23 protein-coding genes are annotated in these 23,482 nt (G+C 43.4%); 11 read left to right on the top strand and 12 right to left on the bottom strand.

Annotated elements, in window-relative coordinates:
• Positions 1-48 precede the first annotated feature (48 nt).
• The 5 genes from JMW61_RS02865 to JMW61_RS14215 all read right to left on the bottom strand — a co-directional run bounded on the left by JMW61_RS02865 (position 49) and on the right by JMW61_RS14215 (position 3,724).
• The gene (locus JMW61_RS02865; RefSeq protein ID WP_201549364.1) at positions 49-387 is read right to left on the bottom strand and encodes a hypothetical protein; all 339 of its coding nucleotides are present in this window, start codon (positions 385-387) and stop codon (positions 49-51) included.
• A 719-nt stretch (positions 388-1,106) separates the two neighbouring features.
• Positions 1,107-1,478 carry a CrcB family protein gene (locus JMW61_RS02870; RefSeq protein ID WP_025651934.1) on the bottom strand — a complete coding sequence of 124 codons (372 nt, stop codon included), beginning with the start codon at positions 1,476-1,478 and terminating at the stop codon, positions 1,107-1,109.
• 68 nt (positions 1,479-1,546) lie between these two features.
• Positions 1,547-2,605 (bottom strand): tRNA (adenosine(37)-N6)-threonylcarbamoyltransferase complex transferase subunit TsaD, encoded by a 1,059-nt coding sequence (tsaD, locus tag JMW61_RS02875; protein WP_201550336.1) that lies wholly within the window; start codon positions 2,603-2,605, stop codon positions 1,547-1,549.
• A 140-nt stretch (positions 2,606-2,745) separates the two neighbouring features.
• The gene (locus tag JMW61_RS02880) at positions 2,746-3,279 is read right to left on the bottom strand and encodes a c-type cytochrome (protein ID WP_201549366.1); all 534 of its coding nucleotides are present in this window, start codon (positions 3,277-3,279) and stop codon (positions 2,746-2,748) included.
• Positions 3,280-3,370: 91 nt separating this feature from the next.
• Positions 3,371-3,724, bottom strand: coding sequence for a hypothetical protein (locus JMW61_RS14215; RefSeq protein ID WP_227687343.1), 354 nt, complete (start codon positions 3,722-3,724; stop codon positions 3,371-3,373).
• A 409-nt stretch (positions 3,725-4,133) separates the two neighbouring features.
• On the opposite strand from JMW61_RS14215, the gene rpsU reads away from it, so the two are divergent.
• On the top strand, positions 4,134-4,349 hold the full coding sequence (gene rpsU / locus JMW61_RS02890) for a 30S ribosomal protein S21 (RefSeq protein ID WP_110921885.1): 216 nt from the start codon (positions 4,134-4,136) through the stop codon (positions 4,347-4,349).
• A 143-nt stretch (positions 4,350-4,492) separates the two neighbouring features.
• Entirely contained in the window at positions 4,493-4,942 is a 450-nt protein-coding gene (locus JMW61_RS02895) for a GatB/YqeY domain-containing protein (protein ID WP_201549368.1), read from the top strand.
• Between the two features lie 43 nt (positions 4,943-4,985).
• Here the strand turns inward: JMW61_RS02895 and JMW61_RS02900 are convergent, their stop codons facing one another.
• Positions 4,986-6,659, bottom strand: coding sequence for a M48 family metallopeptidase (locus tag JMW61_RS02900; protein ID WP_201549377.1), 1,674 nt, complete (start codon positions 6,657-6,659; stop codon positions 4,986-4,988).
• A gap of 388 nt (positions 6,660-7,047) precedes the next feature.
• Between JMW61_RS02900 and JMW61_RS02905 the strand changes: the two genes are divergently transcribed.
• The 4 genes from JMW61_RS02905 to thiS all read left to right on the top strand — a co-directional run bounded on the left by JMW61_RS02905 (position 7,048) and on the right by thiS (position 9,326).
• Positions 7,048-7,506 carry a sulfurtransferase TusA family protein gene (locus JMW61_RS02905; RefSeq protein WP_201549379.1) on the top strand — a complete coding sequence of 153 codons (459 nt, stop codon included), beginning with the start codon at positions 7,048-7,050 and terminating at the stop codon, positions 7,504-7,506.
• Between the two features lie 241 nt (positions 7,507-7,747).
• Complete coding sequence (gene rpoH / locus JMW61_RS02910; protein ID WP_197099889.1) at positions 7,748-8,611, top strand: RNA polymerase sigma factor RpoH; 864 nt, start codon at positions 7,748-7,750, stop codon at positions 8,609-8,611.
• A gap of 46 nt (positions 8,612-8,657) precedes the next feature.
• A complete protein-coding gene (locus tag JMW61_RS02915) occupies positions 8,658-9,032 on the top strand; it encodes a DUF423 domain-containing protein (RefSeq protein WP_201549387.1) in 375 nt (124 codons plus the stop codon).
• Positions 9,033-9,125: 93 nt separating this feature from the next.
• Positions 9,126-9,326 carry a sulfur carrier protein ThiS gene (gene thiS, locus JMW61_RS02920; RefSeq protein ID WP_194196045.1) on the top strand — a complete coding sequence of 67 codons (201 nt, stop codon included), beginning with the start codon at positions 9,126-9,128 and terminating at the stop codon, positions 9,324-9,326.
• A gap of 348 nt (positions 9,327-9,674) precedes the next feature.
• On the opposite strand, the gene hpf is transcribed toward thiS, so the two are convergent.
• Together hpf and rpoN are read right to left on the bottom strand one after the other, a co-directional pair.
• A complete protein-coding gene (gene hpf / locus JMW61_RS02925) occupies positions 9,675-10,055 on the bottom strand; it encodes a ribosome hibernation-promoting factor, HPF/YfiA family (RefSeq protein ID WP_197099730.1) in 381 nt (126 codons plus the stop codon).
• 371 nt (positions 10,056-10,426) lie between these two features.
• Positions 10,427-12,091 carry an RNA polymerase factor sigma-54 gene (gene rpoN / locus JMW61_RS02930; protein ID WP_201549395.1) on the bottom strand — a complete coding sequence of 555 codons (1,665 nt, stop codon included), beginning with the start codon at positions 12,089-12,091 and terminating at the stop codon, positions 10,427-10,429.
• A gap of 315 nt (positions 12,092-12,406) precedes the next feature.
• Between rpoN and JMW61_RS02935 the strand changes: the two genes are divergently transcribed.
• Positions 12,407-13,303, top strand: a complete 897-nt coding sequence (locus tag JMW61_RS02935; RefSeq protein ID WP_201549397.1) for a nitrilase-related carbon-nitrogen hydrolase — start codon at positions 12,407-12,409, stop codon at positions 13,301-13,303.
• A 35-nt stretch (positions 13,304-13,338) separates the two neighbouring features.
• Here the strand turns inward: JMW61_RS02935 and JMW61_RS02940 are convergent, their stop codons facing one another.
• The 4 genes from JMW61_RS02940 to lptM all read right to left on the bottom strand — a co-directional run bounded on the left by JMW61_RS02940 (position 13,339) and on the right by lptM (position 17,341).
• The gene (locus JMW61_RS02940) at positions 13,339-14,382 is read right to left on the bottom strand and encodes a tyrosine recombinase XerC (RefSeq protein ID WP_201550338.1); all 1,044 of its coding nucleotides are present in this window, start codon (positions 14,380-14,382) and stop codon (positions 13,339-13,341) included.
• A 47-nt stretch (positions 14,383-14,429) separates the two neighbouring features.
• On the bottom strand, positions 14,430-15,317 hold the full coding sequence (dapF, locus tag JMW61_RS02945) for a diaminopimelate epimerase (RefSeq protein ID WP_201549399.1): 888 nt from the start codon (positions 15,315-15,317) through the stop codon (positions 14,430-14,432).
• Between the two features lie 330 nt (positions 15,318-15,647).
• Complete coding sequence (gene lysA, locus JMW61_RS02950) at positions 15,648-16,979, bottom strand: diaminopimelate decarboxylase (RefSeq protein WP_201549401.1); 1,332 nt, start codon at positions 16,977-16,979, stop codon at positions 15,648-15,650.
• Positions 16,980-17,041: 62 nt separating this feature from the next.
• The gene (gene lptM, locus JMW61_RS02955; RefSeq protein ID WP_201549403.1) at positions 17,042-17,341 is read right to left on the bottom strand and encodes an LPS translocon maturation chaperone LptM; all 300 of its coding nucleotides are present in this window, start codon (positions 17,339-17,341) and stop codon (positions 17,042-17,044) included.
• 644 nt (positions 17,342-17,985) lie between these two features.
• On the opposite strand from lptM, the gene JMW61_RS02960 reads away from it, so the two are divergent.
• From JMW61_RS02960 to rsfS, 4 genes are all read left to right on the top strand, one after another.
• On the top strand, positions 17,986-19,215 hold the full coding sequence (locus JMW61_RS02960) for an acetate/propionate family kinase (protein WP_201549405.1): 1,230 nt from the start codon (positions 17,986-17,988) through the stop codon (positions 19,213-19,215).
• Positions 19,216-19,405: 190 nt separating this feature from the next.
• Positions 19,406-21,553, top strand: a complete 2,148-nt coding sequence (gene pta / locus JMW61_RS02965; RefSeq protein ID WP_201549407.1) for a phosphate acetyltransferase — start codon at positions 19,406-19,408, stop codon at positions 21,551-21,553.
• A gap of 247 nt (positions 21,554-21,800) precedes the next feature.
• The gene (locus tag JMW61_RS02970) at positions 21,801-22,706 is read left to right on the top strand and encodes a nicotinate-nicotinamide nucleotide adenylyltransferase (RefSeq protein ID WP_227687344.1); all 906 of its coding nucleotides are present in this window, start codon (positions 21,801-21,803) and stop codon (positions 22,704-22,706) included.
• Between the two features lie 141 nt (positions 22,707-22,847).
• On the top strand, positions 22,848-23,261 hold the full coding sequence (gene rsfS / locus JMW61_RS02975; protein ID WP_110921901.1) for a ribosome silencing factor: 414 nt from the start codon (positions 22,848-22,850) through the stop codon (positions 23,259-23,261).
• Positions 23,262-23,482 lie beyond the last annotated feature (221 nt).

Below are 23,482 nucleotides of genomic sequence, written 5' to 3' on the forward strand. Positions count from 1 at the left end.
TCGTAGAAACAAACTTGGAGAATTACCATCTTAAAATAGTCTGATTAATTAAAAGAAGAAGAATACTCCCGTTCTTTTTTCATAAGCAACTTGGAACAAATCATTGAGATTTCTAAGTAGTATATTTCTTGGATTTTTACCAAGATAATACTCCATAAAATCTTCTAAGTTTTTTAGCTTATCCTCTAATATTTCTTCGGATTCGTAGTCATCGATCATCAATCCTAATTTATCATTTAGTTCAGTGAAAAATCCTATATCATATAATTCATCAAATTCCTTCTCATTCAAATTATATTCAATTAAATCACTATCTGTACATTTATCATAATCTAGTCTTTGCTCCGCCTCTTTTGAGGTTGGTACGACTATTAATCTGTCCTTCATAGCATTCACTCTCTATTTGCTAACGTTTTACCGCGACATCTGTTATCGGAACAGTCGAGGAGTTTTGTATTCTCCATTTTAGACGGTAAAAAGGTAGTGATTTAACGTCATTATGGAAGCATGTTCGGTGCGCTATACACGCATCGAACTCTAAGCTGCTTTCTCATTACTGTAGTAGGTCACTTGGCATCTAATTTAAATAACATTTATGCAGAGTTTGGATGCTCTTTGGAGGTAATATTACTTAAAAGTCTAAACGTCATTTGTTCATAGATATCCTCTGAAAAGCTATCAGAAGATATGAACTCAATTTCTGTTATGTAAAACTCTAATTTATACTTATGTTTGATTCTAATCAACGCCCTTTCTACTTGACTGAGGATCATGTCTGAATTGACATTGCAATTAATAATCTTACTTTCTAAGTCTCTAAATATAGTTTTACTTTTTCTATCGCTAAGCTTTATTGATAGATAATTATTTTTATTCCCTGTCATATTAACTAAAACATATCTATCATTTTTTCGGAAAATCCTCATCAATGTACTCAATTTTGAAATTTATATACGTATTTGAAGGTGTTTAACTGTTTCAGTTAAGGTATACCCTAGCGGAACCACCAAAAAGGCTTTAAAAACCTATTAATAGACCACTTAAAATAGACTGCTATCATGAAACCACCTATAACAGACCATTGAACGATTAATATCTATCGACGGCTACAAAACCAACTTAAAGAAATAAAATCCCAGCGCGGTTGCTAGCAATGTGAGTCCCACATGTAAACCGATAAGCGCCAATCCTGCCAGCAAACGGCCGTCATTGACGAAGGTAAAGACCTCCGCGCTAAAAGTACTAAAGGTCGTCAATCCGCCTAAAAATCCAGTGATGACGAACAGTCTCACGTTGTCAGATAAGCCAGTACCCATTCGTCCGAACCATACTAGCGCTAGCCCTATCAGTAACCCACCCAAGACATTTGCGCCCAATGTACCGAGCGGTATCCAATGGTGCAACGGATTAAAGCGCGCAAGCCACCCTCGCAAACACGCGCCAAATGCGGCGCCCAAACCAATCGCAATCCACTGCATAGCTCATCCTTACTTTAGATAATTTTCATGAGCATCAACATGGACATGAGGCCCAATCAATGGCACCTTTATACCGCAGGCAATTCTGTCATTGGCCAACGTGGCACACAGCTAACGGCCAAATCATCCGACTGCCCTGCTTGCAAGCGCTCGTAACCAGCATAAGCAATCATTGCCCCGTTATCGGTACACAATGCAGGCGGTGCATAGTGCACCGTTGCATCTATTTTGGCCAGCTCCGCTTCTAACGTTTCACGCAAATGAGTGTTGGCACTGACGCCGCCAGCAATGACTAAGCGGCTCATATCTACTTGCTTAAGTGCTTTGACGCATTTTCTTACCAGTGTATCGACCACTGCATGTTGAAAGCTAGCTGCAATATCAGCGCGTACTTGTGGATTACTCTCGGCGCTATTTCCCGAACCCCCTGAGTGTGGGGTATCCTTGATAAGGTTATGCACAGCTGTTTTCATACCGCTAAAGGAGAAATCCAAACCACGGTGTAACATCGGTCTTGGCAAGCTATACGCGTTTTGATTGCCTGTTTCAGCCAGTTTGGCTATATTGGGACCACCAGGATATGGCAAGCCTAGCATCTTAGCTGCTTTATCAAAGCACTCACCCGCAGCATCGTCTATCGACTCACCCAATATCTCATACTGCCCAACCCCACGGGCAGCAATAAGCAAAGTATGTCCACCAGAGACGAGCAATGACACAAACGGAAACGCAGGAGGGTTTGCACCCATTAATGGTGCCAACAAATGGCCTTCCATATGGTGGATGCCAATCGCAGGGATATCCAAACCATAAGCCAAACTGCGCCCAAATAACGCACCCGTCATCAATGCACCAATGAGTCCCGGCCCTTTAGTATAGGCAATCGCATCGATCTCGCTTTTTTTCATATCACACTGATCTAACAGCTCATTAAGCAAAGGCACGAGCTTTCGAATATGGTCGCGACTAGCAAGCTCAGGCACAACGCCACCATAGAGAGCATGCAGCTCTATTTGTGAATACAGTACTTGACCAACCAAACCTTGATTGTCATTCGAAATCTGCTCACTATCAAAAATCGCTAGACCAGTCTCATCACAAGAGGTCTCTAAACCCAACACTTTCATATGCTTGCCTTTATACTTTTGTCTGCGTGTCATTTTTTACAGCGTTTTTCGCCTTAGCTTATGTGCGAAAAAACGTGCACAAAAAAACCGCCATTGTCAGTCACAATGACGGTCAGTTTAGCAAATTTCAATGGTCAATATCAGCTAACCGCTGCAATCATGTAATCTACAGCCGCATACACCTGAGCTTCACTTACTTTATCAGTGACTTGCGCTGGCATTTTATTAAAGCCTTTAGCAGAGTGCATGTGTAGCGTATCTTTGCCTTTGGTAAGGCGCGCTGCCCATGCGGCTTTATCACCATATTTTGGTGCATCGAGCAAACCTGCAGCATGACAAACCTGACAGTTTGATTCATATAGTTTAGCGCCTGCATCCGCGGCCAATACTTCAGGCTCAGCAGCAACTTCTGCTACTGGCTCTTCCGTAGTAACAGGCGCCTCAACAGGTTCTAATTCAACCTCTGGTTCAGGCGTAGCAATTTCAGACTCAGTCACTTCAGATTCAACAACTGGTGTGTCAGCGATCGCTACAGTGGTATCAGCAGGTTCATTGGCAGTAGATACCTCTTCTGTACTCGTATCATCACCACTACAAGCACTCAGTGCTAACAATGCGCTAATACCGATAACAGAGACCGTAAGCTTGTTTATGCGCTGTCGTTTATTCATCATGATCACACCTCTATATTATGTTTTATATTGGTGGCTGCTTATAAAGCTTATTTACCACTCTTGGCAGCCCAAATGACCATTAAATCCATGCTTATTCAGCAGCAGCTTCAGGTTCGGCACTGTCAGTAGCAGCTGCGTCAGCATCGGCGCTATCCGCTGCAGTCGCTGTTTCTGCCATAGCAGTATCAGCCGTTCCTTCTTCAGCAGTGGCTGTACCATCAGCTTCCGTGGCAGCTGCATCAGCCGCAGGCATCGGTGCTGTTTCTGGAAACTTCATGTCTTCAGCTTCCGGTGCATTTTCAATCGCAAGTGCAGCCGCTTCTTCAACGCGATCTACTGCCATTACTTCTTCATGCTCTTCGCCGCCGCTACAAGCGCTAACACCAAAGCTAAAAGCGACGATAAATGCGCTACTTAACGCTGTATTTAATACTGTCTTTTTCATTCAAACATCCTCAATAAAATACACACAAAACGGTTCATAAGCTTACTATAATATGGGAATTATCATAGCATAAACTCCACCTAAACCGTTATAGACAGTAGGGTTTTTTATTTATAATGATGCTCTCTAGCACACTTATATAGTCACTCTTATTTAACTAAAACCATTAATGCTGTCTCATAAACTAACTCTATATCTACAAAAAACTGTGCAACTTAATGATAAATATGGATTAATACAACAAATTCATTGACTTACTTGCTATTTTTTATTAAAATACCTGCCCTTGTGCTCATGTACAAGATTATCCTAGTTTGAGCTGATGTCTGTAATCTTGAGATATTACGACTAAATACTAATACACAGCCAAACTAATGCCTTTATATCTCATCCTAATCGAGGAGTCTTCATGCCTGCAGTTAAGGTTAAAGAAAACGAACCAGTAGATATCGCTATCCGTCGTTTCAAACGTTCATGTGAAAAAGCTGGTGTATTGTCAGACGTACGTAAGCGTGAGTTTTATGAAAAACCAACGCAAGTACGCAAGCGTAAAAAAGCTGCTGCCGTAAAGCGTTATAAAAAGAAGTTACAACGCGAAACTATTCGTACCACTCGTATGTACTAATCCATAATACGATTAGTTAAGTACAAGTGCTACATTAACGCCACTGTTATCCATTGATATCAGTGGCGTTTTTTATGCTACAATTTTTATTACTATTGCTCAAAATCTGAATAAATAACTCTTAACGAATAAGGATAATAACAATGAGTCAACTTAAACAGACTTTATTAGACAGCATCAAAGTGTCTATGAAAGCGCGTGAGCTTGAGCGCGTTAAAGTATTGCGTAACGTACAAGCAGTCATCAAGCAGATTGAGATTGACCGCCGGATAGAGCTAGATGACGCACAAGTATTAGAGGTATTACAAAAGCAATTGAAACAGCGTCAAGAATCACTCACTATTTTTACAGAAAACAACCGTGATGACTTAGCAACCAAAGAGCAGTTTGAGATTGATATCATCAATGGGTTTATGCCCAAACAAATGAACGATGATGAAGTGGCTGCTTTAGTCAACGCTGAAATCGCTGAGCAAGGTGCAACATCTATGCGTGATATGGGTAGCGTAATGGGTGTACTAAAGAACAAAACTGCAGGCCGTGCAGATCCAGCCCTCATCTCTAAGATGGTAAAAGACGCTCTACAAGGCTAGCACCTACTATTGATTAGAAAGTTCTGTCTGTAAAAACAACCGCCTAAGGCTTAAAGTCTTTGGCGGTTTTTACTGCTTTGAGTTCTGCATTAATATTGGCTAAAAGCGGCCGAGCACTATTGGCTTGCGGTGTATTCTGCAATTGTTCCGTCAGTTGCTTGGCTTGTGTCAGCGATATGAGTGCACTTTCGTAGCGATTACTCCATAGCTGATCTTGGCTGCGGTAACGTAATGCATTGATAGTGGCAATATTGGCCAGCTGCGGTGAAGTCGTGGTTTTTGCCAGCTTTTCATTAGCCAGTTGTAGACTCTGCCAAGCATAACGATCGCTTGGCTGCTGCTCGGTTAGTGGTTTGAGCAATGCTTGTGCTTGTGTCGGCTGGTTGCTATTGGTGAGTGCTTCCGCTAAGTAGAGTCGTAGATCACGACGCTCAGGATAGATGCGCTGCTGGCTTTCTAAAATTTGTGCAGATTCTGACCACTTACCTTGTTCCGTTAGCATATAGCTGTGGGTAATTGACAATAAAGGCTCTAATATTTGACGCTGTGTCGCTGATAATGCATCGATTTCAGCCAGTAGCTTGTTAGCATCTGTAAAACGTTGCTGTTCACTATACCAGTGCATCAAAGCCAACTTGGCACCGACGCTATTCTTTGCAGCAGTCGTCAATACGGTCTCAGAAGCATGCTTACCGGTAATCTGCACACGCCAATAGAGCAAATCAAACAATGCTTGATGACGTTGCTGCTGGTTTAATGATAATGAAGGATAACTCTGCGCGCGACTTTGTGAATCACTCAAACGCTCATTGCTCAACGGATGGGACATAATAAAACTTGGCAAAAACTGGTTTTCAACTTTATTGAGCTGGCTTCGTTGATTCATGGTAGCAAAAAACCGCGGCATGGCTCTTGGGTCATAACCCGCTTGGGTCATGATTTGCATCCCTATTCGATCAGCCTCTCGCTCATTACTGCGACTAAATGCCATGCTACTGTTCATCGTAGCGGTTTGACTACCCATCAAAACGGCTGTCGCCGCATCACCATCGATTGCTGATGCAGCAATTGCTGCTAGCATGCCACCTACTTGCATGAGCAATGCTTTTTTTCGATCATCCACACCACTTTCATAATGATGCTGGCTAATGTGTGCCACTTCATGCGCTACCACACTAGCAAGCTCGTCCATACTACTGGCGGCCAATATAGTGCCTGTATTTAGACCGATGACACCACCTGGTGCTGCAAAAGCATTGATACTCGGATTATCAATAATCACCAAGCCCATTAATGCTTGCTGCCGTGCTTGAGCATTCAGACGCCACGTCATGTCTTTGAGCGTTTCTTGAATCCAAGGATCATGCTCCATCTTAACGCCACCATTGATATTTCGTAGTGACCATTCGCCTAGTAGCTTATTTTGATATTGCTCAGCGAAGCTCAAGCCCTGACCTCTCAAGTTAGGCAAGTCTAAATCTTCGGAGTCCGTGGATTGCCATGGGTTGTAATTATATTGTGATGTTTGGGTGCTGCTATTACTACTCTCCCACTCACTACTATTGGCAACCGTTGTGGCCATCAATAATGCGGTTGAAACTCCTAATATAAACATGCTCGATATCGCTATAGACAGAGCACCCTTTTTTCGCTCGCACAACAGCGACACCCATCCAAACGAAGGTGTGGCGACCACATATTTATTTGAGTGATTCATGGCTGCGCTATCAAGAATCGACTGTCTATTGGCGTGATACAAATGTTTATCCTATGCAGGTGAGTAATGACAACATCCTCTCGACTATACGAGCTTGTGCATATAAGGTCAATTCTAGTATAGGTTCGACTACTAATAACTAAGCGGCGTGTCACTATTGCGCAACATGACTGTGTAATTCTAATGAACCGAATGTTGAGTTGATTATATTCAACTCAATTGCACCCTAGCTATTTGCTATAATGGCAGGTACAACAATAGGTTTACGTCGCTATTAAGCACAAGATATTCAATAAAAACTCTTAAAATTAACGATGCTTGAAAGCGAACTATTGATAATACAAATAGTAGTACAAACCACAGTATTGGTATTTATAAGGGTTGTTTTATGTCTGTTGATAGCCAGTCCACCATCATCCATGCTCCTGACTTCATAAACTTATCAGAAAAATTTTCTGGTACTGAGCAACAAAATATCAATAACCTATTGGCATTGCTGTCGGTGAACGATGTTGATTCAAATAACGAAGCAAATGCAAAGCAATCCCCTATCAATATTATACGTTTCGTCGATGGATGTGGGCTTGCTTGTCCAATGCCGCTTTTAAAAACCAAAGTGGCATTACGCGATGTCGCAACTGGTGAATCATTGTATGTGGTCGCCACTGATGCCAATTCACAAGCAGATATCGCTGCTTTCTGTCGACAAAATCAGCAAACAGACACGACCAATCGACTGCTATTGACCATCAATAGCGTTACCAGTCAACAGACAACTGATAGCACACCATCACAGCGTTTCGATACAATATATCACTTCATCATTACCAAAACTGATAGCAACTAAGCGTCGCTATCCTTTACAATTACAACTATAAATATTTTCATCTTACTATTTGCGTCACTATTTAATCAAGGTCAAGAATATGGCTAACACTTCTAATGATGCTGCAAAAACGAGTAAAAAAGACGATGCAGCACCTGTAAAAAACGAAGCACGTGATGCAGCATTGAAAGCTGCAGCACAGCGACCACCTTATGATGCGGATGCGCTAGGTGATACCAGTACTCGTGATTTGGTACCAGCAATGCCAACGCATCTATCAGCGCCTGGGGTCAATCTGGGTGCGTATATCAATACCGTCCATCAAATTCCAATCTTGACGCCAGTACAAGAGCAAGAGCTGGCGCATCGCTATTATGACGAAGGTGATGTTGAGGCGGCACGTCTGCTCGTTATGTCACATCTGCGTTTTGTGATTCACATTGCACGCAGCTACTCAGGCTACGGTCTGCCACAAGCCGATTTAATTCAAGAAGGTAATTTGGGGCTAATGAAAGCAGTAAAACGCTTCGATCCCAACAAAGGCGTGCGCTTGGTATCCTTTGCGGTGCATTGGATTAAAGCTGAGATTCACGAGTTTGTGATTCGCAACTGGCGTATCGTGAAGGTTGCAACTACCAAAGCACATCGTAAATTATTCTTTAATTTGCGTAGTCTTAAAAAGACCAACAATCAACTGACGCTAGAAGAAGCAGATGCGATTGCAAATGACTTGAATGTCACGCGCAAGCAAGTGTTAGAGATGGAGTCACGACTTACATCCTATGATGCCTCGTTTGAAGCGCAATCGAGTGATGACGACGATGGACGCTATGCACCGCAATTGTTCTTAGAAGATGGTATTGATCCTGCTGAACAGTTAGAAGAAGCCGATTGGGAAGAAAACAATTCTTCAGCATTAATAGCGGCAATGGGCACACTAGATGATCGCTCACGTGATATCGTTGAGCAACGCTGGCTCTCTGAGCAAAAATCAACCTTGCATGAGTTAGCAGCCGTCTACTCTATCTCAGCAGAACGTGTACGCCAGATCGAAAAGAATGCCATGGACAAAATCCGTGATGCAATGACTATCGATAGCGTTATTTTGCCGGATGATATTCAATAGCTGCTATTTTGTAGTAGCGACCGCTTTTAAATAATATGAGTGTGCCATGTTAAATTGGATAGGTATTGCGGCGATTAATATGGCTATCGCCGTTGCGCTAGGCGCATTCGGTGCCCATGGTTTGAAAAACATAGCCAGTCCTCAGCAACTCGAATGGTGGCATACGGCAACATTATATTTATTAATACATGCACTCGGCTTACTGCTAGTAGGACTATTGATACGCCTCAAATATATCACTCAAACGACCGCTTGGCTCTTACAGATTGGCATTATAATATTTGCCGGTAGTCTGTATGCGATGACACTTGGCGCACCACTTTGGTTTGGAGCGATTACACCCATCGGCGGTATCTTCATGATTGCAGGTTGGCTATGGTTGGCAGTATCGACATTTAAATCAAAAGACTCGATCAGCTAATCAAAGCGCCGTTAACCAATCTAGAGTATGTCATCTACTCAAGCATTAATATTTTTGAGTATAAGGAAATCTAAATTATTAAGGAGCGCAATTATGAGCAACATCAGTGTCAATGGCAAAAAACTACAGACCACTCATCAGACGGTACAACTGGTCATCAATGAGCTTGGACTTAGCCAAGGTCGCTATGCCGTAGAAGTCGAGGGTGAGCTTATTCCAAAGAGCGAGCTGAGTCAGCTACGTATCGTTGAGGGCATGAACATCGAAGTAGTACAAGCCGTTGGTGGCGGCTAGTCATTGCAGTTTACTTATCGTAGATTACATAGACTGAGTGTAATATGCTTAGTTTGTTGAATAAAATACTGGTTTCATTTGGCTTATAACCAAACTTTCAAAAAGATTATCAATAGTTTTGATTAATGAATAGACTTACTGATACTCTTATTTCCTGATATTAGTACTAGAAAAGGCCTCAACGCATGATACGTTTGAGGCCTTTTTCCTTTTTGTGTATTCTGATTTCAGTTCAGTAGAATCAAATATAAATCATATGGCTGTCTATACTATTGGCTATCTATACTATTTATTATTATTTGGTCAGCCAGTACTCATTAAATACGATATCTACCAAACCTCATCGAATTAAACGGCTGGTGCTACATCATCAACTGTGAAGTCTTCGTAACGTTCATCACGTCCAGCACCCTGAGTTTTCTTACGCTCTTGACGGGTTTTGTATTTACGCACTTGTCTATCAAGTTTGTCTGCCATTTCGTTGATGGCTTTGTACATATCATCTTCACACGCTTGAACAAACATTTCTTGACCTGAGACTCGCATAATCGCTTCAGCTTTATGGCTTTTTTTACCGCCATCACTAGCACCGCTGTTGTCTAACGATAATATCACTTTAATACTTTGTATCTGATCGAAGTGACGCTCTACTTTCTCAAGCTTTTCACGAACTGCCTTGTCCATAGCTTCAGTAACGCTGATATGGTGACCACTGATAGAAACATTCATATTATTGTCCTTTTGTTTGTACTTACAGTCAACAGATGAGGTAGCATTCCTGCTTTTATCACCCTGCTTTACCAACAATCGCTCTACTATCTTTTATAGCCAGTACATCCAGTAAAATGCCGATATATCCTTTCATCATCTCCTGATTGCTATTGTAAATATGCTAAATCGACACTTAGATTTCGTTGTTGGTATGACTCTAATTTGTCATGAAATTAGAATAGTAGCAAGCCATTAAATTGTAATTAAGTGTAACAATAACTGTTGTTTCTATCATGTTTCTATATAATCAAAAAATTTTATTTTTTATATTCTATCTGAATATATTGACCGATATGTAAGCATACCTATAACTTATTGAATTACATCATTTAATATTTTTGTTTGCGCTGGGTAGACGATCCGATATTCATTGCTTCTCGGTATTTGGCGACGGTTCTTCTGGCAATATCAATGCCTTCAACCAACAAACTGTCTTTTATGCGACTGTCTGATAATGGCTTTTTTGGATTTTCATCGGCGATGAGTTGCTTAATCATGGCACTGATAGCGGTTGACGAGACATCACCATCTGTACTACTAACATGTGATGAAAAGAAATGCTTTAGCGAAAACAGCCCTTGGGGTGTCAGGATTGTTTTGCTGGTGGTCAGACGTGACACGGTGGATTCATGCAAATCAACTTCTTCTGCAATGACCTTTAAGATAAGTGGTTGCATGGCAGTCGCACCATGTTGTAGGAACTCTTGCTGATAACGCACGATACTGGTCGCGACCTTTAATAGGTTTTGATTACGCTCTTCGATACTGCGAATAAACAAGCGCGCATCAGTGAGGTTTTCACGCAGATACTGATTGTCAGGGCTATCATCACCGCGTTTGACTAAGTTGGCATACTCTTGATTGACTCTTAGCTTCGGCAGCGTGTCAGGATTGAGCCGTACCTGCCAGCCATCCTCTTGCGCATCTGTCCCTGCAGTGGTATTACTACTATGCCGACGGACAGGCGTGACCAGCACATCAGGAATATCGTAACTGTCTGGCTCCCGTGCGTAATCCGGTTGACTACTATGAAATAATAATCCTGGTGAAGGATTTAAGCTGCGTAATAGATTTAATGCAGGTGTGATCTTCTCAGCTGCAAGTCCAGTCTGCTCGGTCAGTGCTTTAATATTATTACTGACTAAGTATTCGCTGGCAGATAGAAGTGCTTGCGCTTCTTTTAGAGACTCCGTATTACTATCAAGTTTGGACAGCTGAATCGCTAGGCATTCACTGAGATTCCGCGCCCCAACACCGAGTGGATCGCAAGATTGAATAATACGCAATACGGCCATTACTTCATCTTGCTCAACAGACTCATCCCATTGATAGAAGCTCGCCATGGTCTCAAAGCTCTGCAACAACTCATCGATATCAAGCCGAACAAAACCCATATCATCCATAGAGTCCATCAGGTAGGTGGCGATCAACATATCTGCTTCTGATAGATGTTTAAAGTTCAGCTGCCAACGCACATGATCTTGGATAGTGGCAGAGGTGCCGCCTTGATAGCTATCAAAGTCATCGTCACCTTTGCTCCCTGAACTGCTAGCCGCCGATGCATAGTTGCTGCTATCCGCACTATTATCAAAGCTACTATAGTCGTCACTATCCATCGCATGATTGTCTATGGCACCATCATCGATATTGGCTTGCTGCAATTTATCAAAGCTATCACTAAGTTCGTTATCATAGTCAGAGGTAGTCGTGTTGCTGTCAGATTTGGCAGTAAATGACTCAGTGCCCGTACTTTGATTCCAGCTATCCAATGTGAGTGAGTCGCTCAGCTCGTCTGTGATATCGTCATTGCTATGCTCGTATTCATCGTCATCATCTTCGATACGTTCAAGCAGTGGATTACTATCCAGCTTGATCTGAACCTCTTGCGCGAGCTCAAGACTAGAGAGCTGCAGCAATTTAATGGCTTGCTGCATCTGCGGTGTCAGTTTCTGTGAGGTGCTTAGCGTGGTCGCCAATCCGAACGACATACTCATGGGCGGCTTATTACACTCCGGTAGTGATAATATTCTACAAATATTTTTGGTCAAACCAGTGGTTTAACGTTATTAGGACATGACGATAGCATTTTTTGACGCAATTTTGCTATGATAATTTACACTCTAGCCAGATACAATTGTTACGCTTTTCTCATTAAAGCCTATAAATATTAGCATTTCAGCATTAACCACTAAATAATTAATATCAAAAATTTGCTTACCATCATATGATTCTTATAAGAAAAGTCATGAGATACACGACTACGAAATAGCCAAATTGAATTAACCTAAAAAATAACTGAGACCACAACTATGAATAGTACACAGAATAATCAATTGACCACTGCTGCCATTCAAATGAATAGCCAACAGAATATTGAGCAAAACTTAGCCGATATAAAAGCTGCCATTATTGATGCAAGTGCGCAAGGGGCTCAGCTTGTCGTATTACCAGAGAACTGCTGTAGCATGGGCGAGCAGTTTGCTACTGCAGAGCGCTTTGACGATCTATCAGCGATGATAGCGGACTATGCCAGCACTTATGGTGTCTACGTACTAGCAGGCTCGCTACCCTGCCCTTATCGACCTGATGGCATTGTAGTCCCTGATGGCAGACTACGCCAAGTCAGTCAGTTGTTTGCACCTGATGGCTCGCGAGTGGCACGTTATGACAAGATTCATCTGTTCACAGCCACCGTGGCGGATAAGCACGGCAGCTATAATGAAGCGGCAACCTTTGAGCCAGGAACGCAAACTGTAGTTGCACCACTCGAAGCAAATGATACAGTCTATCAATTGGGCATGATGGTTTGCTTTGATTTGCGCTTCCCTGCATTGGCACAGCGTCTACGTCAAGCAGGTGCAGACCTATTAAGTGCTCCGTCAGCATTTACCTATCTAACAGGGCAAGCGCATTGGTCGCTGTTGCTACAGGCACGTGCGTTGGACAGCCAGTGTATGGTCATTGGTGCGGCACAAGGTGGCGATCATACTTACAAGAATGGTGATATACGTCAGACGTGGGGACATACGGCGATTACCGCTTATGATGGTACAGTTATCAACCATTACGATGATAGTGTATTGAATGAAGCTACTGATCCAGAAGACAGCAAGCATTACGCTATGGTATTGGCATCATTAGATCAGCAAGCTCAACAGCAAGGACGACAAAAAATGCCTATCTTTGACTGTCATCGCTTAGCGTAAATTATGATTAAGGTGTGTTCAGTATTCGACACACCTTATTTTTGATTTGAGTCATCGTCGCGTTGAGCATGAGTTGCTCGCGGATGGGCACGATCATAAACTTGGGTCAATTTGGCAAAATCGACATGGGTATAAATTTGCGTGGTGCTAATATCACTATGACCCAGCATTTCTTGTACAGCGCGCAAGTCACCACTACCTGACAGCATGTGTGATGCAAAGCAATGGCGTAATAAATGTGGATACATATTTTGCGAGATACCAGCACGACTAGCAGCAACTTTTAGACGTTGCTGCACTGCCCGTGTTGATAAGCGTGTACCCAGTTTTTCACTGATAAACAATGCCGTGTCCATTTGCTCTACCCACAAATTACGATGCGGTAGATAGCGCGTAATCGCTTCTGCTGCTTTTATCCCTAACGGTACTAGACGCGTTTTATTGCCTTTACCTGTTACACGTACACGTAAGTCTGCTAGGTCTACATCCGCCATATCTAGTGCTACCAGTTCACCCACACGCAAGCCACTACTGTAGAGCAACTCAAACATGGCTTTGTCCCGTAACCATAAGCGCGCTTGCTCAGGCGTATCAGGAATCTCTTGGTCAAGCAATTGAGTGAGCAAATCTACGTCTGCGATAGACGGTAAGGGTCTAGGACTACGCTTAAGCTGGTAGCCAGTAGTAGGATTAATGCGTGCTAGCCCTTCCTCAATCAGCCATCCATAAAAATGACGAATCGCTGACAGCTCTTGCTGGACGCTAGCAAGTGCAAGCTTGTCTTCATCGATACGCTGACCGATATGCTGGGCTAATTGACGCTTGTCACAACGCGTCCATGTCAGCCGTTTGCCACGTAAAAATAGCGCCAGTTGGTTCAAGCCAGCAAAATAAGCCGTTAGGGTATGCGGCGAGTGGTTACGTACCGATAAAGTATTTAACCAACGATGCACTGGTGCTAACAGCTCACGTAATGCTGTGTCCGACTCTATAGTGGCTGCCAGCGTGTCTGACAGCCAAGCTGTTGATTGTACTTCTGAACCCGATGCTGGCTCTATTTGGTCTTTTTTATTGGACATAGCACTATTAGAGATGACCATAGCTTTTACCCATTCGCCATCCGAGTTTAGCCTTCTGAATTAGGCTTGATACCCGCTTGTGCCATTAGTCCATCTGGGCTAAACACGCCTTCATAAACAAAGGCCGTTGGACCTGTCATCATGACTGAATAACCTGGCTGCCATTTGATAATCATACTGCCGCCATACAGTTGCGCGCGCACTTCTTTGCCTTCATCCAACCAGCCTTCACGTATGCCAACCGCCACTGCAGCACATGCACCCGTACCACAGGCTTGAGTCTCACCGACACCGCGCTCAAACACCCGTAGACGAATATGACGTTGATTCATCACCTGCATAAAACCGACATTGACGCGATCTGGAAACGCAGGATGCGATTCGATGGCTTTACCCAAGGTTTCAACTTCAGCATCGAGCACATTATCGACTTTGATGACTGCATGTGGATTGCCCATATTGGCAACATAGAGCTGTACCGGTGTTCCATTAACATCCAAATGATAGGCGTTTTGGATTTTGGTAGTGGCTCTTGGGCTAAATGGAATCTCGTCCGGCTCAAACTTGGGTTTGCCCATATCAACTTCTACCCAGCCATAACGGTCTGTGGTCAGCGTGATAATTCCACTTGCCGTCTCAACACGTAGGCGCTGCTTAAATGACAGTTTGCGTGCCTGTACGAAACGGGCAAAGCAGCGTGCGCCGTTACCACACTGCTCGACTTCTGTGCCATCGGTATTAAAAATACGATAGCTAAAGTCAACATCCGGACGCATAGGTGGCTCAACCACGAGCAATTGGTCAAAACCAATACCCAAATGACGATCACCCAATAATTGTACCAAATCCTTGGTTAATTCTAAGCGCTGAGTCACCAAATCGATGACCATAAAATCATTGCCCAGACCATGCATCTTAGTAAATTCTATTAGCATACCCTTGATATCCTATCCTATTTTTATGTATGGCTTATCTTAGCACGCTGTCAGATACAATCATAATAATACCAATCCCAAAAAATACGATTAGCGGTGTCAAACTTGTTTAGTCTATGGTGAGTAGTACTTGCACTCGTTTTCCTTGCTACTCTAATTTTTGTGAATGGTATTGCTTTCAACTAAAGGCATGCCTTCCATTAAGAGACAGCTTTAATTAAAAAACACCTTCCTCAAAATCCAGTAATAAAAAAACCCATTGTCATTATCACAATGGGTTCTCTTCAATCATCAAATACTACAACAGTTTTGGCTCGTTTTTAGATAATACTACTGCGCCTGCCACAATGTTTCATTTTCATATAATGATTCAATCGTTTCACGCGGACGAATCAACTGATGATGGTTATCAGACACCATCACTTCGCTAGCACGTGGACGCGAATTATAATTGCTGCTCATGGTAAAGCCATAAGCGCCAGCACCAGTGATGGCCAATGTATCTCCTGCTTCCAATGCTAACAAGCGACCTTTTGCTAAGAAATCTCCGGTCTCACAAATCGCACCAACGATATCCCACGGTTGCGTACCATCCGTATCGATACCTTCGCTAGGTAACACGCTTGGAATCACTGCCATTTCTGCTTGATACAGTGCAGGGCGAATCAAGTCGTTCATTGCCGCATCGACGATAGCGAAATTCTTGTGCTCGGTAGGCTTTAATACGTCGACACGCGTTAATAGTACGCCCGCATTGGCAACGATACTGCGGCCCGGTTCAAAGAATACCGTTAAGCCAAGCTCGCTTAGTTTTGGTAATAATGCAGCAGAAAACTCGTCCATAGACACAGGCGTCTCATCGATATAACGCACCCCTAAGCCACCACCTAAATCGATATGACGCAGCTCAATACCTTTTTCACGAAGGGTGTGTATCAACTCAATTACTTTGTCTAATGCAGCAACGAATGGCTCTACTTCCGTCAACTGTGAGCCAATATGACAATCAATACCGACGATATCGATATGCGACAACGCGGCAGCTTGCTCATAGACAGCGACCGCTTCTTCGTGCGTGATACCGAACTTATTGTCTTTTAAACCGGTTGAGATGTAAGGATGAGTCTTGGCATCGACATTGGGATTGACTCGTAGAGATATCGGTGCTGATTTATCGAGTTGCTGTGCCACTTCATTGATTAAAGCCAGCTCGCTAATAGACTCGACGTTAAAGCAGCCGATACCTTGGGTGAGAGCATACTCGATATCGCCATAAGTTTTGCCAACGCCTGAGAATACAACGCGTGCAGCATCGCCACCTGCCGCCAATACTCGCATCAACTCACCACGTGAGACAATATCAAACCCTGCACCTGCCTGAGCCAAAACACCGAGCACCGCAAGATTAGAGTTGGCTTTAACGGCATAGCAAACCTGATGTTTTAGACTGGCAAAGCTATCGGTATAAGCCTGATAAACATCCAATATCGCCTGCTTTGAGTAGACATAACATGGCGTATCATAGCAATCGACCAACTCAGTTATACTGACCTGCTCCATATGTAAAGCATCGTTGCGATAATTCAGCGCAGGCAAATGAGCAGTTAAGGCTTCAGGGTTGATATATAGCCCTTGTTCTGTTTGGGTCGTTACTGTAGTCATTGTGGTTATGTCTCTCGTCAAATCAGGTAAATTTATTCGGGATTATTGATGCTCTTAAACGACTAATAATCGTTAGAATCTTCGTTCACGTCTGATAATACTTGCTCTAAATAGCGAGCGTTCTGTTCATCATTACTTACCGATGCTGCATTGTTTGACTCTCCAGCATTAGACAGCATCTCTGACCCTGCCGCCTTTGAGCTGTTGGAATCGGCTAGATAGAGGTCGCCCTTTTGCCCGCAGCCCGTTAACCCTAACATGACCGCACTACCGATAATCAATGCAGAAACAGCACGGCGACTGGCGTTAATAGATAAATGAGAATTGCACTCAGTGTTTGAAACACGGCGTATAGTAAGCATAGGGCAAATAACCTTGCAGCAGTGTGAATATGATTGAAAACAGGACGTTTACGACTGAAATATTCAAAATATTATAATCTATGTAAGCATAGCATTCTATCAGTAAAGCAGTAAGCCTCTTGAGGGTGATTGACCAATAATTTTGCTAACTTTATGATTTATAAATACGGCTTATGACGATAATAATTGATACGTATTATTTGGTAAACTGTGAAAAACCGACACAATTTATATGGCAATTGTTGTGTGTGAAACACGGTTTTATGGTGCAAAACACGGCTAAACACATTTTGAAAAACTTTCTTACAATTTTTATTGCGGGCAATCTTGCCTTTATAGCACTTACTATTTGATGGCTATATTCGGTGCACAGGTGTAACAATGCTTGACGATGTTCAATCTTAAACCTTATAGTTACTGTGGTATAAGATACTAATTGTGTTACATTATACTCCGAAAATATCGCTTTGATAGATTGCTAGAAGCAACCAAACAAAGTGACGAGTAGGGATTTATTGGTAGACCTGTAAGCGTGATATCGCTTATTTCATTTTTATGAAAGGTCTGCTGATTTTTGTTTGTTCGGCGGAAATTAATCCGCTATGATTCACCCCTTGTCAAAAAACATAATCTAAGGATAGAGCATGAGCGATAGCACCCCCATCTTTAATGATCGTAATACTGGCAGATCAAAACTTATCAACCCTACTTTGGTTCTCAACTGTGGTTCATCTTCTATCAAATATGCGCTAATCAGCGAAGACGAATCCACTCGTATTACCGGTCTTGCCGAAAACTTGGGGCTTGATACCGCTCGTATCAAACATACTACTTTAAACGGCGAAAAACTTGAGATTACCATTCCTGGTGGTCGTCATGAGTTAGCGCTTCAAAAAATCCTAGCACTACTTGAGCAATATCATTTTGTCGCTGTAGGACATCGTGTGGTTCACGGCGGTCGTGAGTACTCAAAAGCCGTCCGTGTTGACCAACATGTACTTGATGAAGTAAAACGCTTAAAAATCCTAGCACCTCTACACAACCCTGCCAATGCTTTGGGTATTGAAGCGGTTGAAGCCATTTATCCTGACATCCCACAAGTGGTCGTTTTTGATACTGCTTTCCATCAAACGATGCCACCAGTTGCTTACCGCTATCCAATTCCAAAAGCACTATACGAAGAAGAAAAAATCCGTCGTTATGGATTCCATGGTACCTCACATGCTTATGTCTCAGAGCGTGCCAGCGAAATTACAGATGCTAAAGGTCCACATGGTTGGCTGACCGCTCATCTAGGCAATGGTTGCTCAGCGACTGCCGTCTATAACGGTGAAAGCTTGGATACGAGCATGGGTCTGACCCCGCTTGAAGGCCTAATGATGGGTACGCGTAGTGGTGACGTCGATCCTAGCTTGCACATTCATCTCAAGCGTAAACTGGGTATGAGCCTAGAAGAAATCGATACTATGCTCAATAGTGAAAGTGGCTTATTGGGTATCTCAGGTCTGTCGAATGACTTACGTACGATCGAACAAGCAGCGAATGAAGGCCATAAAGATGCTCAACTCGCTATCGAGATGTTCTGCTATCGTGTCGGTAAATACCTAGCCAGCCTAAGCTGTGCGCTACCTGACTTTACTGGTATCGTCTTTACTGGTGGTATTGGTGAAAACTCAGCCACCACACGTGCTCGCATCTTAGACGTCATGCGTCATTTCGGTATCAAGTTTGATGCTGAAAAGAATGATGATTTGGTCGGCGGTGCAGAAGGCAGCTTCCAAGACGAAGGTAGTAGCATCGAGCTGTGGGTTGTCCCAACTGATGAAGAATGCCAAATCGCTAAAGAAACCTGCCAAGCATTGGGTCTAAAATAGAAAATAGCTCGGCTATGACAGTGATGCTTATTTAAGGGCTTATGTCGTATAAATATTTTTATATGACATAAGCTTTTAAGTAACGGCGCTACTGACCAATCACTGCAAGTGAAATCAGCAAAAGACATCATTTTAGCCAGTCAGCAACACCTCTCTCACGGATATAATAAAATAAATAGTAGGATATGCTATGCAAACCATTTTACTTGTGCCCATTAGTCGCGGTATCGGCCTGACATCAGCAGCGCTCGGTCTCATTCGTGCGCTCGATTATAACGGCGTAAAAGCCGGTTTTATGAAGCCGTTTCTGCAAGATGATACGCTCGATAAACAAAACAGCCTAGACAGCTCAAGCGCATTAACCATGCATGCATTCGGTCTAACACCGCCTAAATCTATCAACCGTCAGCGCGTTGAGCGTATGATTGGTGATGGCAATCTTGATGAATTGATGGAAGAAGTTATCGAAAACTTCCATAGCATCGGTGGTGATCAAGACGTCGTTATTTGTGAAGGTTTGGTGCCTACCACCGAAGCCTCTTATGCCTCACAAATCAACCGTGCTATTGCCCATGCTTTAGATGCCAAAATCATCTTTGTGAGTACAGTCGATACCAAAAACCCCGCCCATTTAGCCGATAAGCTGGATGTGCATGCTCGTGAATTTGGTGGTATCGCGCATGAGCGTACTTTAGGCTGCATCTTGATGCGTGTGCATGATGTGCCAAATACCTTTGACACTCAGCCAGTAGCACCGGGTGAAGCCATGGTCAGCTTGGACGCTGGCTTCATGCAAGAAGTGCAGCGTCTGTCACCGCATTTCGATACCGATCGATTCCGTCTAATCGGCGTGGTACCTTTTAGCGATTCATTGTCAGTGCCACGTACGTGGGATATCGCCGCAGAGCTGGATGCCACTTGGTTAAATGTCGGGGAAGCAAAGACACGCCGTATCAATCATATTAGTTTGACAGCTCGCTCAGTCGCACGCGTTGATGAAGTATTCAAACGTGGTACGCTCATTGTCGTACCTGGCGATCGTGATGATCTGTTACTTGCCGCTGCATTGGCCTGTATTAACGGTATCCCGCTAGCAGGTCTGGTACTGACTGGTGGTGTCTCACCAAATGCAACCGTCGCTGAACTATGGCAGTCTGCACTCAAAACAGGCATTCCTGTTATGAGTGTCGAAACAGATAGCTTTGAGACCGTACAAAGCTTAATGCACATGAGTGCTGAGATTCCAAACGACGATATTGAGCGCGCACAAGAAGTCACGCGCTATGTGGCCGCGCACTTAAATCTAAGCTGGATTAAAGAATACTTTAGTCATGACCATCAGCCGCGCCTATCGCCTGCCGCTTTCCGTCATCAAGTGGTCAAAAAAGCACAAGCCGCTAAAAAACGTATCGTATTGCCAGAAGGTGCTGAGCCACGTACGGTAGAAGCTGCCTGTATCTGTCAAAGCCGCGGCATCGCTGACTGTGTACTGCTCGCAAAACGCAGCGAAGTGGAACAAGTTGCCAAAAATCGCGACTTAATCTTGCCAGAAGGTATTGAAATTCTAGATCCTGACACGCTTGATATGAACAAATATATCGCTGCTGTCGTGGAACGTCGTAAAGGCAAAACGACCGAATTGGTCGCTGCTGAACAGCTTGAAGATACCGTGTTCTTAGGTACTATCATGCTACAGATGGGTGAAGTGGACGGATTGGTCTCTGGTGCCATACATACCACTGCCAACACCGTACGACCAGCATTCCAGTTGATTAAGACTGCACCGCAGTATTCATTGGTATCTTCTATCTTCTTTATGCTGCTACCTGAGCAAGTCGTGGTGTATGGTGATTGCGCCATCAACCCTGATCCAACAGCGGAAGAGCTGGCTGAAATCGCTATCCAATCTGCCCAGTCGGCGGCGGCGTTTGGTATCGAACCAAAAGTGGCGATGATTAGCTACTCTACTGGCTCATCAGGTACGGGCGCGGATGTTGAAAAAGTCATCCGAGCGACCCAAATCGTGCGCGAACGTGAGCCAACGCTTGCCGTTGATGGCCCACTACAATATGACGCCGCATCGGTCATGAGCGTAGGCAAACAAAAAGCACCTGATTCACCAGTTGCCGGACAAGCCAACGTCTTTATCTTCCCAGATCTCAATACGGGTAACACCACGTATAAAGCGGTACAACGTAGTGCCAACGTCATCAGTGTTGGGCCGATGCTACAGGGCTTGAATAAACCAGTAAACGACTTGTCACGTGGTGCATTGGTTGACGATATTGTCTACACCATCGCACTGACCGCTATTCAGGCACATAGTGACCTGATCTAATTTTTGAGCAAATCAGGTAAGACATATTTTATGAAGCCGACTATCCTCGTGATAGTCGGCTTTTTATTGAGCCTATTTTATGAATTTTTAGAACTTATAGTTTTCTGGTCTTTGACCGCTTGTAGTGACATATACCTGCTCGCCCACTACAATAGCGCTACTTTCTCTTTTAAACCCACGGTAAAGTTTTTTTCAGCCATTTGATCTCGTTATTTATACCTAATATGACCGACAATTTATGCTTAATATGACCGATAAACAACACATCTCATACTCTCAGCCTGCCATCCGCGCTTATCTTGGTGGCTCATTTGATCCTGTGCATAAAGGGCATTTGCAAATAGCGATGTACGTTTATCAGCATTTGTTACCGCTAGCGAAGCAGCAACAGCGCGAGCTGCAGGTGTCACTATTGCCCAATGCTCGCTCGCCTTTTAAACAAGAAAGTACCGATCCCAAGCATCGTTTGGCTATGTTAAAACTGGCGACAATTAATACCCCAATACAGATAGATGAGCTTGAGCTTTGGCAAGCACCTCCTGTCTATACGATCGATAGCGTGCGTACGTTACGACAGCGCTATCCGCATGACCGTTTAATATTCATCATTGGCATAGACAGTGCGCTGAGTTTGAGCAAATGGAAAGAAGGGCTTGGGCTGACGGACTACGTCAATCTATGGATTTTTAATCGTGACAGCCTGTCTGATGTTGATGTTAAAAATAACAGTTTTGCCGAAAATACGAAAAATTTAGTAGACGAAAATCACATAGCGCAGGATGTGGCTGAATTACAGTCACAACTACCCGCGAAGCTACAATGTTTGGTAATCGACTCACCGACTGAATTGATAATGCCCGACGCTCAAGCACGGATAAATAACAGCGCTCTAAAAAATAACTATCAAGGTCACATTTATATAGACCCGCGCCCTGTAACAGCCGTATCCAGCACGCAAGTACGTCAAAAACTTCAGCAAATCCCTCACGCATTAAATATAAAGCACACTGCCGAAACGCAAATCGCATCTTTGCAACCAATAAATGATATCATGTGCAATACTGAACTTAATCCATTAGCTAAATGGCTAAATCCTGCTGTTTATCAATATATTATCGCCCATCAGCTATATTCTGCTGCTCAATTCCGTTAAAATCGCCTTATCTTTGTCACTTTGCCTATCCTGTCTGTATATGTGACGGGCGACATCTAGTTCATTCGACAATGCCAACGCATGCAAATTGACGATTTACCTTTTTATTTTTAATATTTACGATTCAAGAGATCAAAATTTATGACCAACACCATGACCGAAGAACGCTTAAAAGAATGCTTAGCCGTTGTTGAAACTGCTCTAGACGACATGAAAGCAAAAAACATCACCGTGATGAATGTAGAAGATTTGACTGACGTAACAGAACGCATCATCATCGCTGATGGTACGTCTAAGCGCCACGTACGCGCGATGGCTGACAGTGTCGGCGCTGAAGCCAAGCAAGCTGGCTTTATGCCACTTGGCCGTGAAGGCGGTATCGACTCTGATTGGACGTTAATCGACTTGGGCGCTGTTGTCGTCCATATGATGACGCCACAAGCTCGTGAGTTCTATGACTTAGAAGGCCTATGGTCATCACCTGAGCAGTTGGCTGAGCTGGTCGCCGTACCACGTGAAAAGAAAACTGCCGGTCGTCGTAACAAAAACAAATAAGATTGTTGATTACGATACTCGTTCAAAATTGAAAAAAGTACCACCAAAAAGACCAGATGATTATTCTGGTCTTTTTTTATGTAAAAATAAGCGGTTCTGTGTCTAGTACACGCACTGATAAATATTCTGAAAATGGTTCAAGATTAGGCTAAGATATCAGCAACCAGTCAGCATTATTGCCTCAAAAAAACAACCAACCATCAGAGCGGCTTATGAGCACA

Origin of the sequence: Psychrobacter fjordensis (assembly GCF_904845995.1) — a bacterium.
In the GTDB taxonomy this organism is placed as follows: domain Bacteria; phylum Pseudomonadota; class Gammaproteobacteria; order Pseudomonadales; family Moraxellaceae; genus Psychrobacter; species Psychrobacter fjordensis.